Source organism: Butyricimonas hominis (genome assembly GCF_014287455.1).
Classification (GTDB): domain Bacteria; phylum Bacteroidota; class Bacteroidia; order Bacteroidales; family Marinifilaceae; genus Butyricimonas; species Butyricimonas muris.
Map to the genome: position 1 here is coordinate 328576 of NZ_JACOOH010000005.1, position 14625 is coordinate 343200.

The 14625-nt window shown below is 47.4% G+C and carries 11 protein-coding genes; 9 read left to right on the forward strand and 2 right to left on the reverse strand.

From position 1 onward, the window contains the following. The first annotated feature begins 72 nt into the window (after positions 1-72). Both ychF and H8S64_RS12855 read left to right on the forward strand, forming a co-directional pair. Positions 73-1173, forward strand: coding sequence for a redox-regulated ATPase YchF (ychF, locus tag H8S64_RS12850; RefSeq protein ID WP_099293453.1), 1101 nt, complete (start codon positions 73-75; stop codon positions 1171-1173). Between the two features lie 362 nt (positions 1174-1535). Next, complete coding sequence (locus H8S64_RS12855; RefSeq protein WP_186976650.1) at positions 1536-3092, forward strand: ATP-binding protein; 1557 nt, start codon at positions 1536-1538, stop codon at positions 3090-3092. Here the strand turns inward: H8S64_RS12855 and H8S64_RS12860 are convergent. Continuing rightward, on the reverse strand, positions 3086-4162 hold the full coding sequence (locus H8S64_RS12860) for an RluA family pseudouridine synthase (RefSeq protein ID WP_099293449.1): 1077 nt from the start codon (positions 4160-4162) through the stop codon (positions 3086-3088). The two genes, H8S64_RS12855 and H8S64_RS12860, sit on opposite strands and share 7 nt — an antisense overlap. Next, positions 4159-4983, reverse strand: a complete 825-nt coding sequence (locus tag H8S64_RS12865; RefSeq protein ID WP_099293447.1) for a PASTA domain-containing protein — start codon at positions 4981-4983, stop codon at positions 4159-4161. The genes H8S64_RS12860 and H8S64_RS12865 overlap by 4 nt, the downstream gene beginning before the upstream one ends. Positions 4984-5153: 170 nt before the next feature. On the opposite strand from H8S64_RS12865, the gene H8S64_RS12870 reads away from it, so the two are divergent. The 7 genes from H8S64_RS12870 to H8S64_RS12900 all read left to right on the forward strand — a co-directional run bounded on the left by H8S64_RS12870 (position 5154) and on the right by H8S64_RS12900 (position 14600). Continuing rightward, entirely contained in the window at positions 5154-6920 is a 1767-nt protein-coding gene (locus H8S64_RS12870) for a LysM peptidoglycan-binding domain-containing protein (protein ID WP_099293445.1), read from the forward strand. A gap of 208 nt (positions 6921-7128) precedes the next feature. Further along, positions 7129-9312 (forward strand): RelA/SpoT family protein, encoded by a 2184-nt coding sequence (locus tag H8S64_RS12875; RefSeq protein WP_186976417.1) that lies wholly within the window; start codon positions 7129-7131, stop codon positions 9310-9312. A 560-nt stretch (positions 9313-9872) separates the two neighbouring features. After that, the gene (locus tag H8S64_RS12880; protein ID WP_186976419.1) at positions 9873-10394 is read left to right on the forward strand and encodes a UpxY family transcription antiterminator; all 522 of its coding nucleotides are present in this window, start codon (positions 9873-9875) and stop codon (positions 10392-10394) included. A gap of 114 nt (positions 10395-10508) precedes the next feature. Further along, positions 10509-11258: a hypothetical protein gene (locus H8S64_RS12885; protein ID WP_099293439.1), complete on the forward strand. Its 750-nt coding sequence runs from the start codon at positions 10509-10511 to the stop codon at positions 11256-11258. A 119-nt stretch (positions 11259-11377) separates the two neighbouring features. Then, the gene (locus H8S64_RS12890; protein ID WP_186976421.1) at positions 11378-13297 is read left to right on the forward strand and encodes a polysaccharide biosynthesis protein; all 1920 of its coding nucleotides are present in this window, start codon (positions 11378-11380) and stop codon (positions 13295-13297) included. 29 nt (positions 13298-13326) lie between these two features. Beyond that, on the forward strand, positions 13327-13755 hold the full coding sequence (locus H8S64_RS12895; protein ID WP_186976423.1) for a BT0820 family HAD-type phosphatase: 429 nt from the start codon (positions 13327-13329) through the stop codon (positions 13753-13755). Between the two features lie 47 nt (positions 13756-13802). Then, positions 13803-14600, forward strand: a complete 798-nt coding sequence (locus H8S64_RS12900) for a polysaccharide biosynthesis/export family protein (protein WP_186976425.1) — start codon at positions 13803-13805, stop codon at positions 14598-14600. The last annotated feature ends 25 nt before the right edge of the window (positions 14601-14625 follow it).

The following is a 14625-nucleotide window of genomic DNA, read 5'->3' on the forward strand; positions in this document are numbered from 1 at the left end:
TTGCAGACTCAAATTTTTGGGAGTAAGAACGTGTTATATAATAGATTGATAATAAAGATACAAATATAGACTATGGGTTTACAGTGTGGAATAGTCGGTTTGCCAAACGTGGGAAAGTCGACACTATTTAATTGCTTGAGTAATGCCAAGGCGCAATCGGCGAATTTTCCCTTTTGCACGATCGAGCCGAACGTGGGAGTAATCACGGTGCCGGACGAACGGCTGAATAAGCTGGTTGAGTTGGTGCAACCTCAAAACGTGGTGCCTGCCGTGGTGGAGATCGTGGATATTGCCGGGTTGGTGAAAGGAGCCAGCAAGGGCGAGGGGTTAGGTAACAAATTTTTATCCAATATCCGGGAAACGGATGCTATCATTCACGTGTTGCGTTGTTTTGACGATGATAATATCGTGCACGTGGACGGTAAGGTAGATCCCATTCGGGATAAGGAAACGATTGACACGGAATTGCAATTGAAAGACTTGGAAACGGTGGAAAACCGTTTGGCGAAAGAGGAGAAAAAAGCGCAGACGGGAGGCGATGCCAAAGCCAAACGATTGGTGGAGGTGTTGCATCTTTATAAAGATGCCTTGGTGCAGGGGAAATCTGCCCGTTCCGTGCAGTTGAACGATTTGCAACAAGAGGTGGCGAGAGAGTTGATGTTGCTGACGAATAAACCGATACTGTACGTTTGTAACGTGGACGAGGCTTCCGTGGTGAAGGGCAATAAATACGTGGATATGGTGCGTGAGGCGGTGAAAGACGAGGGGGCAGAGGTACTGGTGATCGGTGCCGCTATCGAGGCGGATATTGCCGAGCTGGAAACCTACGAGGAAAAGCAACTTTTCTTGGAAGACTTGGGACTGGACGAGGCGGGAGTGAACAAGTTAATCCGTACGGCTTATAAATTGTTGAATCTGAGAACCTATTTCACGGCAGGAGTGAAAGAGGTGCGGGCGTGGACGTTCAAGAACGGTATGAAAGCCCCGCAAACCGCCGGAATTATACATACCGATTTCGAGAAAGGGTTTATCCGTGCGGAAGTAATTAAATATGATGATTTCGTTGCACTCGGTTCAGAGGCAAAATGCAAGGAAGCCGGGAAAATGTCCGTCGAGGGGAAAGATTACGTGGTGCAGGATGGTGATATGATGAATTTTCGGTTTAATGTCTGATATCCATACACTTCCCGTGATGCCGGGAGGGGATTCCTGTTGTACTTTGGGCACGGGAGAATCCGGGGATATCCTCGTGAAATAAAGAAGAGATAAGGGTGTAATAAGGGATCAAAGACGTTACACCTTCGATACAAAGACGTTTCAAAGACGTTCACGAACGTCTTTGAAACGTCTTTGATCAGAAAATGAAAGAAGCGTGTTGCCTGTCTTCATCTTTATCTCTTCTTTATTTCTTCTTGTCTTTTTCCTGTCCGGTTATATAAATGGGTATTGCTCTTTACTTTATGAACTTTTTTTTTGTCATATTGGGCTTAATAGACTATCTTTGCCTGTATATCTAAAATGAGATTACTATGGAAATGCTGGTAACCAGAAAGCTCCCGATCGGGATACAGACATTCGAGAACATTCGTACGGCTAATTATTTGTATGTCGACAAGACTGCACTCGTGTGGCGGATAGCCAACACGGGAAAACCCTACTTCTTCAGTCGTCCGCGACGTTTTGGGAAAAGTTTGTTGCTCTCGACCTTCGAGGCTTATTTTTCCGGGCGGAAAGATTTGTTCGAAGGGTTAGCGATAGAGGGAATGGAGAAGGAGTGGAACGTGCATCCCGTGTTTCATCTTGACTTGAATGCCGAGAAGTATGACAGGCCGGAAGGATTGTATTCTATCCTCGATAGGTACCTGAAGATGTGGGAAGCCCGCTGGGGAAAAGACGAGGGAGAAACAACCCCGTCAGGACGTTTTTTCGAGGTTATCCGTCGTGCTTACGAGCAATCCGGTCGTGAAGTTGTCGTGCTTATTGACGAGTATGACAAGCCGCTTCTGCAGGCACTCGGGAGAGATGATGCTTTGCTCGCGAATTACCGTGACTCGTTGAAAGCTTTCTATGGTGTACTCAAGAGTGCCGACCGTTACCTGCGTTTCGTGTTCCTCACCGGGGTGACGAAGTTTTCGCAAATCAGCGTGTTCAGCGATCTCAACCAGTTGAATGATATTAGCATGGACTATAATTATGCCACGCTTTGCGGTATCACTCTTGAAGAATTGAAAGAAAACTTCCAGCCGGAAATAACTCAATTGGCAGCCATCAACGGCGTGACAACCAATGATATATTGACGAAAATGACGGCGCTGTACGACGGCTATCATTTTCACCCGAGGGGAGAGGGAATGTTCAACCCGTTCAGCGTGCTGAACACGTTCTACAAGCAAGAGTTCGGCAGCTATTGGTTCCAGACCGGAACGCCGACCTTCCTAGTGGAGTTGTTGAAGAAGAGTGATTATGACTTGCGCGAGTTGCTGGACGGCGTGGAAGCCCCGGCTTCTTCTTTCACCGAGTACCGGGTGAATGCCGACAACCCGATTCCCTTGATCTTTCAGAGCGGTTACCTGACGATCAAGGATTATAACAAAGAGTTTCAGACATATACGTTAGCTTTCCCGAATGACGAGGTGAAGTACGGTTTCATAGATTTCCTCGTTCCTTTCTACACTTCTTTGGCGGAGGAAGAGCGAGGGTTTTATATCGGTAAATTTGTTCAAGAACTCCGTGTCGGCAATGTCGATGCCTTCATGAAACGGTTGCGGGCATTCTTTGCCGATTTCCCTTACGAGTTGAATACCCGCACCGAGCGTCATTATCAAGTCGTGTTTTACCTCGTCTTCAAGTTAATGGGACAATTCACGGAAGCCGAGGTGCGCAGTGCCCGTGGACGGGCGGATGCAGTGGTAAAAACACCCAAGTACATATACGTGTTCGAGTTCAAACTTGACGGTTCTGCCGAACAGGCTTTGCAACAGATTGACGATAAAGGTTATCTCCTGCCTTACGCTGTTGATGGTCGGGAACTCGTGAAGGTCGGCGTTGATTTCAATGCCGCGGAGCGCAATATCGGGAACTGGATTTATTGATTTTCCTCAATTTCCCTGTTCGCCACGTAATTGCGCCATTTCTCGATAAGCTGTTGCATATCTCGCGGGACTTCCGAGTTGAAGTCCATCCATTCGCCGGTGGCGGGATGCTCGAAGCCGAGAGTTTTGGCGTGTAAGGCTTGACGGGGACAGGTGGTGAAACAGTTTTGCACGAATTGTTTGTATTTCGTGAATGTGGTTCCTTTCAGTATCTCGTTGCCGCCGTATTCGGGATCGTTGAACAGGGGATGTTTGATTGATTTAAAATGTGCCCGTATCTGGTGGGTACGTCCGGTTTCCAGCACGCACTCGACTACATTCACGTAGCCAAGGCGTTCCAGTACGCGGTAGTGGGTGACGGCATGCTTGCCGTAGTCGCTGCCCTCGGGGAAGACGCCCATCACTTTCCGGTTGGAGATGCTCCTGCCGATATTACCGATGATCGTTCCGGTTTCCTCGTCCAGATTGCCCCAGCACACGGCGACATATTTCCTGCTCGATGTCTTGTGAAAGAATTGGGACGCCAGTTTGGTTTTGGCTTCTTCCGTCTTCGCGATGACAAGTAAACCGGAGGTATCCTTGTCTATCCGGTGTACCAATCCCGGTCGGGGATCGTTTTCCTTGAATAGCGGGTTGCCTTTCAAGTGCCACGCGAGGGCGTTCACGAGAGTGCCCGTGTAATGCCCGTACGAGGGATGTACCACCATGCCCGGCTCTTTGTTGATAACCAGCAGGTAATCGTCCTCGTAAACGATGCGGAGCGGTATATCTTCCGGGATAACACGGATTTCCCGTTTCGGGTGAGGCAACATCAAGGTCACGAGGTCTTTCGGCTTCACCCGGTAATTTGATTTCACGGGTTTGCCGTTTACCTGTACGCATTGGGCTTCTGCCGCCTCTTGTATCTTGGTGCGCGACACGTTTGGCAGACGGTCTACCAGAAAACGGTCGATGCGCAATAAATTCTGTCCGGGATCGACTTCCAGACGGAAATGTTCGTAACTTTCCTGTTCCTGCTCCGGTTCGTCCTCGCTTAATTCTTCAAGCTCTTCTAATTCTTCTTCTATCATGGTAATTGCTCCTCGATGGACAGGGAGTCCAGTGCCGTTATTTTTTGCGCGTCTTTCGTGAGGTAGAGTTTTATGTCTCCCCCCATTTGCATGGTCATGTTTTCTTCCGCCTCGGGTTCTTGCTGGTATATGATTGCCGTCATCCGGTCGGCTTCCGTTCTCACGGTGTTGTCGGGGATGATCTCTCCGATATTCAGAAAAGCGTATAACGTGATGTTTCTTGCTTCGGCGAGCGTTTTGCCGAGCAGATAGGGTATGGCTACTTGATTGTTGGGGGTATTGCCGTTACCCAGCACGATATCCACGGTTTCTCCTTTCTGGAGAATCGTGTCGGGTTGCAACACGGTTCCTTTATACTTGAAATCAAGCACGAGATTCCTGTAATTTGACGGGGCATATTCGATTCTGCCGATGTTCAGACCGAGGTTGCGCAAGCGCTGTAACGACTGCCGGAACGCGGTGTTCCGCAAATTGGGAAATATCACTTTCTCCGGAGCGTTGGCGTTGATCGTCAGTTGTATCGCGCGGTTGTTTTTTACACGGGAGTTCGGGGCAGGGAATTGCTCCACTACCGTGCCCGGTTTCGCGTTGTTGTCGTAAATCGAATCCACGACAACGATTTGTAATTTCTTTTCTTTGGCGAACGGGGCAGCCTCTGTCGGGGTGAGTCCCCGCAATTCCGGTACGGCGATGTAATAACCGTGGTTCGTGTATTTATCCAGTTGTTTCAGCACGATATACCCGATCACGAACAGCAAGATTGCCGCCACGACAAGGTTGACGAGTAAAACGATAATATGTCCTTTTTTGAAGAAACTCATGCGGTTTATAAAGTTTATAAAGTTTATAAGGTTTATAAGGTTTATAAAGTTTGCGGTCTCGTAGAGAAGATCGCGAAACGTTTACTACCTTTATCCTGCAAAAATAAGAGAGATTTTTCAATTATCACTACTATTTTACTATTTTTGCTCGGAAAATAAGTATTCAAAAGATGGTAAGATTTGCATTTTTACTCCTGTTGGTATGCGTTTCAGGATATATTAACGCGCAAGAAGTCAAGATAGAGAAGTCAAAGGAATTGATCGTGATTGGTGGAAAATCTTTTTATCTGCACACGGTTCAACCCAAGCAGACGCTTTTTTCTATTTGTAAGGCTTATGGGGTGGCGGTCGACGAGGTGAAAGCCTTGAACGGGAAGAAAGATAACGCCCTTTCCGTGGGCGAGGTATTGCAGATACCTCACGTGGAGCCTTTTAAACGGGTGGACGACAAGTATTACTATCATAAGATGCGTCCGAAGGAGACGTTGTATTCTCTTTCCAAGAAATTCGGGATCAAGTTGAAACGGATATTGAAGGAGAATCCGGAGTACGACGTGAGCCGACCGATAGCCGAAGGGGCTGTGGTGCGCCTGCCGTTGCGTCAGATTGATCGGGGCGTGTTGGAAGCCGAATTACGCTGGCTCGATCGTCAGGAACAGGAGGCGGCACGGCAGAAACAAGAGGAGGAGAAACACGTTGCTCTCTACCCTCCGGCACGCGATTCCTTGGAGGGGATGATGCAACAGGTGGTAGGTGATACCACTTACGTGATTCCGGAGCGGAATTACGAGCGTCGGCACGTGAAAGTGGCTCTTTTGTTGCCTTTGTCTGTGAAAGATAATAAGTTACCATTTACTCCGGAGGAGATTCCGGTGGACACGACAGGGGTGAATATTCGTAATGAAAGGTGGCGTTTGAGTGATAAGTCTACCCAGTTCCTGCAATTTTATGAAGGATTTTTAATGGCGGCGGATAGTTTGAAACGACAAGGCTACACGATTGATATACATGTCTATGATACGGAGCGTGACGCTAACGCCACACAGGCGGTGATCGGGGAGTTGAACGGATTATCGCCCGATTTGATCGTGGGTCCCGTTTACGCGAACACGTATAAGTTAGTTGCCGAGCAGCTCCAAAACAGGGTGATCCCCATGATTTATCCCCTCTCGGCGAGAAGTGGGGAATTGTCCCGCTTTCCGAATTTTGTACAGATGAATATTTCCACGCCTTCGCTGGTGGAGGAAATGGCGGATTGGGTTGCCGCTAACGCTCATGGAGCTCATTTGATTCATATCATTCCGGACGGTAATGCCCGTGCCGGGGAGGTGAATCGTTTGCCGGCACTCGTGCGTGCCCGTATGCAGGGTGAGATTGGCGAGCCGATGCTCGATTACCAGTGGCATCCGCGAATGCACGTGGATTCCGTACGCCGGATGTTGCGACCGGACGTGGAGAATATCATCCTTTTCCCGACAGTCAACGAGGCGGCAGCGAGTCGTGTATTGCCCGTGTTATCCGCCTTGAGTGATCATTACCGTATTACAGTGATCGGTTTCCCGGAGTGGTTGAAGTTCACTTCTATTGATGAGGAAATGTTCTACAAGTTGAACGTGAAGGTGATGATGAATAGTTACGTGGATTACCAGAACGAGGATGCCCAAGCGTTTTCCGCGAAGCACAGGGAGTATTTTCATTCCGAACCGAATAATATCGCAAACCGGGCATTCGATATGGCCATGTATTTTATTCCGCTGGTGGAGAGAGAGAGAACGAACACGCTGAACACGCTGCGTAACAGGGAGGATGACGGGATGTTTACCCGCTTCCGTTTCCGTCCGATAAGTGATTTCGGCGGGTTGGAGAACCGGGGATTGTATTTGATTCATTATAGTTCCAAGTATAATATTGTGGTAACGCCGTTAAGGGGAAAGTAAGTTTATAAAGTTTATAAAGTTTATAAGGTTTATAGACCCCTGCGGGGCGCTTTGTTCACGGCAACGTGTGTTGCCGATATGATTATCTAAAGGATATTTCGGACTTTATAAACCTTATAAACTTTACAGACCAAAGAGCCGAAGGTTCGAAAGCGGCATTCTTTTTGATAAGAATAAAGAAGTTTGAAATTGCTAAATTAACCCTGCCATGTCAGAATCTATAACTTATACGATAATCCAAAGAAAATACAGAGCGTTATTAAAATCTTGTAAAAATCTTGTTTCTGCCGAGGATGTACGGTTGGTACGTAAGGCATTCGACACCGCTATGAGCAGCGAGGTGAACGTGAAAGGAGTGACGGAGGAGGAACTCGTCCGCTTGATGGATATTGGGATGATTATCACGTCCGAGATCGGACTGGGACGTACTTCGATTATCTGTCTGGTGTTGCGGCGGGTGGTGGAGTCCGGGGGATTAAAGATTGAACAGGTGAAAGCCGTTTTTGGTGACAAGGTGGCACAAATCCTGTCCGGATTGCATGATATCAGCCGTATTTATGCCACTCATCGGGTGGTGGATTCCGATAATTTCCGGAAGTTACTGCTAAGTTTTGCCGAGGATGTGCGGGTGCAGTTGATCTTTTTGGCAGAGAAACTGTATGACTTGCGTCATGCCGACGGTTTGTGTCCCGAGCAACAGCGGGAATTGGCTCGCGAAACAAGTTATATCTATATCCCGTTCGCTCACCGGTTGGGATTGTATAATATCAAATCGGAGATGGAGGATCGAGCCTTGCGTTATAGCGAACCGGAGGTGTACAAGGAGATTTCCTTGAAACTGGAAGGCAGCCGGGAGGCACGCGAGAAGTATATTAACGAGTTTATCGCCCCGATTGTCGAGGAGTTCAATAACCGCGGGGTCAAGTTCAAGGTGAAGTGGCGGACGAAGACCATTGCCTCGATTCTGAACAAGATGCGGAAGAAACAGGTGGAGTTCGAGGAAATATACGATATTTTTGCCGTGCGCTTTATCTTGGAGAGTAGCGGGGCGGAGGAGAAGGCGGATTGTTGGCGAGCCTATTCTATCGTGGCGGACAAGTACACGCCCAACCCGCAACGTTTGCGGGATTGGATTTCCGTGCCGAAATCCAACGGGTACGAATCGTTGCAGACGACCGTGCTGGGACCGAAGAATCGTTGGGTGGAGGTGCAGATTCGCACGGAACGCATGGATGAAGTGGCGGAAAAGGGATTTGCCGCCCACTGGAAATACAAAGGCGGTTCTTCGGACAAGGCGATTGAAGAGTGGCTGACCGAGTTGCGCGAGATACTGGAGAGTTCCGATGTCGGTGCTGTCGATATGCTCGACGATATCAAGATTAATTTGCAGGATAAGGAAGTACACGTGTTCACCCCGGCAGGGGATTTGAAGACGTTGCCGGCAGGGGCTACTTTGTTGGACTTCGCCTACGCGATACACACGGGAGTGGGTTCCCGTTGCGTGGGGGGGAAGGTGAACCAGCGGAACGAGACGCTGCGTTACGTGTTGAAGAACGGCGATCAAGTTGCTATTCTTACCTCGAATAATCAGCAGCCGAGTGCCGATTGGTTGAATATAGCGATTACCTCGAAAGCCCGTAATAAAATCCGGCAGTTTCTGACCGAACATTCCCGCGCGCAAGCGACGCTGGGAAAGGAGATGCTGGCTCGCCGTTTTAAAAACTGGAAGTTGGAGTTGACCGACGAGGTAATCCACCGCCTGCAACAACATTATAAATATAAGTTCGCTATTGATCTCTATCAAGCCATTGCCGAGGAGAAACTTGATATGGCGGGAATCAAGGAATTTATTACCAAGCCGAAAGAGGAAGAACGGGCTGCGACCACTCCCCGGGAGGAAGTGCAGGTGATGCCCACCCGCCCGATTAGCGAGGATGTGTTGTTAATCGACCGGAACGTGGATAACGTGGTCTACAAGTTCGCGCAGTGTTGCAACCCCGTGTTCGGTGACGATATTATCGGTTTCGTTTCCATCGGGCAGGGCATCAAGATTCATCGGGCAGAGTGCAAGAACGCCCTCGACCTGCAACGCCGTTATCCTTACCGCATCGTGCAGGCGGCGTGGACAAAGGCGGGTTCAACGTCCTATCAGACCGTTTTGAGTATCGTGGGACGGGAGGATGCCGGGATGGTAACTAAAATTACCGAGGTGATCTCGAAAGACCCGAAGATCAGTTTGCGCGGCTTGTCTATCAATTCGAGTGAAGGGTTGTTTGACGGGCAAATCACCGTGTTGGTAAGTGACACGGATCATCTGGCGCAGTTGATTTCCCGTTTGAAACGGATTCAAGGAGTCATTCGGGTGTATCGTCAAGATTCGGTGAAGGAATAAGCCTAAAAGAATATCTATATTTGTTTTATGGTTGGGCAATCTGTTCTTAACTCTTGCCTAACCTCATGAACGTATCATGGACGTATCATGGACGTATCATAGACGTAAATTTGCGTTTATGATACGTTTATGGTGTGTATATACAAGATTTTTGTGGTTAGGCAACGATTATGCAATGAACATTCAAATGTTTACAAGAAGTCATTGTATCTATTTGATAATTTGTTCTTTCGTTAATTTATTTATGAATTAATAAATGATCGTTTAATGACACGGTCAAAAAAAGCACTTATGAATAATCGACAAAAAACTAAATATCTAATTGAGAGAACCAAAAAACTAATCAAAAAAGTTTGCGGAAAATAAAAATGATGTATATTTGCATCGCATTAAACGATGGTTTTTTGATATAAAATATTGTTTAGTGAAACAGCTTTCGTGCATCTATAATGAATATCACTGTTTAAGTGGGGTGTGTGGAACACATGGCAATAAATCAGGACCGGTAACAGGGTTAGTGCGCGAAGCGTGTCCGGTCTGCTGATAGAATAAACAATTACATGATCGAGGAGAAAAAAATACACTGGTATGTCGCTTACACGCGGGTGAATCAAGAATTACTGATCAAGAAGAAATTGGACGAATTGGGAATTGAGAATTTTCTCCCGTTGGAGGAACAGGTGCGGGATACGCCGCTTGGACGGAAGATCATTCGAGTACTTTTGATTCACGGTATGATTTTTATCCGTACGGATAAGGTGACGAGTTTCTCCTTAATTAACGAGCATTCACTGAATATCGTTTACTTGAAAGATTTAGAAGGACGTCGTTCCTTGATCGTTCCCGACAAGCAGATGGAAGATTTCATGTTCCTGCTGGATTTCTCTCCTGATGGTATCGAGATATTGAATAAAGACCTCAAGCGAGGTGATCGGGTTCGGGTTATCAAAGGACCCTTGCAGGGGCTGGTGGGAGAACTAGTGCGCCTGAGGGGACACAAGCGGGTGGTGATTCGTTTGGAGGGAGTGGTGTCAATCGCCACGTCTTACATCCCGGGTTCTTTTCTGGAAAGAATAGAGTAAAACAAAAGGATTAATTTAAGATTTATGAATTATGAATTACGATTTATGATTTAAGAAAGTGCCAACAAGTACAATTAAAATCATAAATCTAAAATCGTAAATCAAAAAATACAAATGGAAAAAGGTTTATTTCACGATTTGTACAAGCGATTGGAGGAGCTTGACGTTCGGTCATATCCCCCGGGGCAGTTGTCGGGCTTGTTACACGGTTACCTGACGGTGTATTCTATGGTACGGGTATACCCGTGGTTGGAGAATGATTTCGGCACCCCCGGTGATATTCACGAGCGAGCGAAATCGATCGTTCACTTGTTCCCGAGGCAATTGAGAAACGAGGATGTCCCCATCGATACCCGTGCCGGTTACGCGGCGGACATGATGGATGTCTATCAGGTGTACTCGGATTTGGGTTACTTGAGAAACGGTTTGGATGCGGCGTACCGGATTTTTGCGGCACGGGGGAATGGTAAGATCGCGTTGCCTTGCCGTACTCCGAATGTTTGTCGTTTATTGTGCAATTGTTACTATTTTGCCGGGGACGAGGAATGTGGAGAACTTGCCGGACGATTGGTAACAGAGGTGTTGGGGTATACGCGGGGCGGAAACCGTGGAATGTTGTTATCTTGGTGGGATGCTATTTGTTTGTATGATGACGTTGTAGGTGCGATGGAGTTGCCGTTGGAAGAACACGTGCGATTCGGGGAAGAGCGTGCGCGTTTGGTTGTCACCGTGAGGCAAGAGGAGGAGGAGATTGTTAAACGATTCCTGCAATCGCGGGAGAATGATTTTGATGTTACAGTAAAAGTGTTTAATATACTTGCAAAGCGGGAGTTCGCCGCTTGCAACGAGAGATATACCGGGTAACGCAACCCCCGGTAACAGCGTCTCCCTCGACGGTACTTCATAGGCCGGATCAAGCTATTAATACCGGAGGGGACGCTTCTTTAAACTTTTAGAGAATAAGAAGCCTTATCATTTTATAAATGGAAAATTTGATAAACGAGGTATCCAAGTACTTGGTTGAAAGGAAAAGATACGTGAGTTATAAGGTGATTCTTTTGGCGGATGTTTATTTGTCGCTTACTAGTTCGCTTGTGTCGCTTTTTTTTATTGATAGTTTTATCGCGGATCTGTCTTGGTCGGCTTATGCCACGGTACTGTTCGCGGGAGGGGTGACGACTTTTTTAGTTTTTTGGCTCTCGGGAACGAGTAAGAACATCATCCGTCACGCGTCAATGAAAAGTATGGGGAGATTGTGTTTCGCTATACTTTTGAGCGATATTCTTTTAGGAGGAGTGCTTTTTTTGTCCGGTTGGTGCTTGTTCGGCCATCATCTTTTTGCTTTTTGCTTGCTTGATTTTCTCGTGACAACAGTAGTTTTAAGCGGTTTTCGCGTAACGCTGGTACTGGTTTACGATTACGCGATTTCACGGGATGTTTCGGGTAAAAGCCGTGTATTGGTTTACGGGAGCGGGGATAAAAGTGTTGCACTCAAGAAGCGGATGTACACGAGTAAACACTATCAAGTAGTGGGGTTCGTGAACCCGGAGAGGTACTTGAAGTCCTGCGTGATATCCGATTTGCCGGTTTGTTATTTCGAGGACGAGGAAAATTTTTCCCGTTTCGTGAAGAAATATAACATTAACGCGTTGTTGTATCCCTCGCACGAGGAGGCTCGTCGGGAGGCGGATCGTTTGGTGCGTTTTTGTTCGGATTGCGGATTGAAAAATTTAGTAACGCCTCCGGTTGACGTGCTGGGCGATGGATTGAAGAAGACTATCGTTCGTGAAATACGGGTTGAGGATTTACTGGGGCGTGAAGAGATCAAGATAAACACGCGGGAGTGTGCTGAAAATTTTGCCGGCAAGGTGGTGATGGTCACAGGAGCGGCGGGCAGTATCGGTAGCGAGTTGTGCCGCCAATTGACGATTTTGGGTGTGGGGCATTTGATCCTGTTTGATAACGCGGAAACCCCGATGCACGAGTTCCGCATGGAACTAGAAAGGAATTTTCCGGGTTTGAAGTTTAGCCCTTTTATCGGGGATGTCCGTCAGAAGGAACGTTTGCGAATGGCTTTTGAAAAGTATCGTCCGGCGGTGGTTTTCCATGCCGCGGCTTACAAGCATGTTCCTTTGATGGAGGAGAATCCCTGCGAGGCGGTGCGGGTGAACGTGATTGGGTCGAGGTTGGTAGCGGACTTTTGCGTGGAGTACGGGGTGGAAATGATGGTGATGATTTCGACGGACAAGGCGGTGAACCCGACGAACGTGATGGGAGCCTCGAAGCGATTGGCTGAAATCTACGTGCAGAGTTTAGGGTTGGCGATGGAACGGGGAGAGGTCGAGGGGAAGACACGTTTCGTGACCACTCGTTTCGGGAATGTGCTGGGGAGTAACGGTAGCGTGATCCCGTATTTCAGGAAACAAATCGAGCAAGGCGGTCCGGTAACGGTGACAGACCCGAGAATAACCCGTTACTTTATGACGATCCCCGAAGCTTGTCGGCTGGTGATGGAGGCGGCGGTCATGAGTGCGGGGAACCAGATCTTCGTTTTTGATATGGGTGAACCGGTGAAAATCGTAGACTTGGCGGAAAGGATGATTCGATTAGCCGGGTATATTCCGGGTGAAGATATTAAAATCAAGTTTATCGGGTTGCGTCCCGGGGAGAAACTGTACGAGGAAGTGTTGAGTAACGAGGAGAATACCCTCCCGACAGGACATGCCAAAATTCGGGTAGCGCGGGTGCGTGAATACAAGCGGAACGATATCCTGAAGGTTTACGATAAATTGGCAGAATTGGCCTTGGCGGTAAAGGTGGAGGATACGGTGCGGCTGATGAAACGGGTAGTGCCGGAGTTTAAGTCGAATAATTCGGAGTACGAGAGGTTGGATGTGAAATAGACGAGAGTTGAAAATTGAAAAATTAAGAGATGATAATAGCTGTGGATTTCGACGGTACGATCGTCGAGCATAAATATCCGGCAATCGGTAAGGAGCTTCCTTTCGCCATCGAGACATTAAAAAAGTTACAATCGGAACACCATAAGTTAATCTTATGGAGTGTACGCGAGGGCAAGCTTTTGGATGAGGCTGTTGCCTTCTGCCGTGATCGCGGCTTGGAGTTCTACGCCGTGAACCGTGATTATCCGGAGGAGGAGAAAGACCAAAACAACCATTTCTCCCGCAAGTTGAAAGTAGACATCTTTATCGATGATCGTAATCTTGGCGGTCTCCCGGATTGGGGGATGATCTACGAGATGGTGAGCAAAAAACTTTCCTATGAGGATTTGATGCGCGAATACGAGTCGGAATACGAACCGAAGAAATCGAAAGGTCTTTTCTCTCGTTTGTTTCGTTAAATCCGCGTCATCTGTGTTCAATGAAATAAAAATGATAACAAAATAATATGAAAATCAAAAGATTACTACTTTTATTGGCTTTACCTCTGTTGGTAGCGAGTTGCACCTCTTACAAGAATGTACCTTACCTCAAGAATCCAGAGGCTGTGAACGATTTTAAGGAAACACTTCCTTTGTATGACGCGAAGATCATGCCGAAAGACTTGTTGTGCATCACGGTCAATACGACAGACCCGAAGGCCGCAACTCCGTTCAACTTGACGGTGCAGACTCCGCTCAATGCGGCTTTGACAAATATCAGTACGACTACGCAACCGACCATGCAGCAATACTTGGTGAATAACAAGGGCGAGATCGATTTCCCTGTTATCGGTCGCTTGGCGGTGGGTGGTCTTACAAAGAACGAGGCCGAGGATTTGATTCGCGAGCGTTTGAAACCTTATTTGAAGGAATCCCCGATCGTTACGGTTCGTATGGCTAATTACAAGATCTCGGTATTGGGTGAGGTAGCCCGTCCGGGTAGCTTCACGATCGGCAACGAGAAGGTGAACGTGCTGGAGGCTTTGGCTATGGCGGGTGATATGACGATCTATGGTGTTCGCGATAACGTGAAGCTAATCCGTGAGGATGTGAACGGCAAGCGTAAGATTATCAACCTGAATTTGAACAATGCCGGAATCGTGACTTCCCCGTATTATTACTTGAAGCAGAACGATATTATTTACGTGACCCCGAACAAAACAAAAGCAAAAAACTCCGATATCGGTAACAGCACGACTCTTTGGGTGAGTTCGATATCGATTCTGGTATCTATCGCCGGTTTATTAGTGAACATACTTAAATAATTGAAAATTGAGAATTGAAAATTAG

What these genes read in the sequence shown, in the direction of transcription:
- ychF (WP_099293453.1), top strand. Translation starts at nt 73, where the DNA reads ATGGGTTTACAGTGTGGAATAGTCGGTTTGCCAAACGTGGGAAAGTCG.
- H8S64_RS12855 (WP_186976650.1), top strand. Translation starts at nt 1,536, where the DNA reads ATGCTGGTAACCAGAAAGCTCCCGATCGGGATACAGACATTCGAGAAC.
- H8S64_RS12860 (WP_099293449.1), bottom strand. Translation starts at nt 4,162, where the DNA reads ATGATAGAAGAAGAATTAGAAGAGCTTGAAGAATTAAGCGAGGACGAA.
- H8S64_RS12865 (WP_099293447.1), bottom strand. Translation starts at nt 4,983, where the DNA reads ATGAGTTTCTTCAAAAAAGGACATATTATCGTTTTACTCGTCAACCTT.
- H8S64_RS12870 (WP_099293445.1), top strand. Translation starts at nt 5,154, where the DNA reads ATGGTAAGATTTGCATTTTTACTCCTGTTGGTATGCGTTTCAGGATAT.
- H8S64_RS12875 (WP_186976417.1), top strand. Translation starts at nt 7,129, where the DNA reads ATGTCAGAATCTATAACTTATACGATAATCCAAAGAAAATACAGAGCG.
- H8S64_RS12880 (WP_186976419.1), top strand. Translation starts at nt 9,873, where the DNA reads ATGATCGAGGAGAAAAAAATACACTGGTATGTCGCTTACACGCGGGTG.
- H8S64_RS12885 (WP_099293439.1), top strand. Translation starts at nt 10,509, where the DNA reads ATGGAAAAAGGTTTATTTCACGATTTGTACAAGCGATTGGAGGAGCTT.
- H8S64_RS12890 (WP_186976421.1), top strand. Translation starts at nt 11,378, where the DNA reads ATGGAAAATTTGATAAACGAGGTATCCAAGTACTTGGTTGAAAGGAAA.
- H8S64_RS12895 (WP_186976423.1), top strand. Translation starts at nt 13,327, where the DNA reads ATGATAATAGCTGTGGATTTCGACGGTACGATCGTCGAGCATAAATAT.
- H8S64_RS12900 (WP_186976425.1), top strand. Translation starts at nt 13,803, where the DNA reads ATGAAAATCAAAAGATTACTACTTTTATTGGCTTTACCTCTGTTGGTA.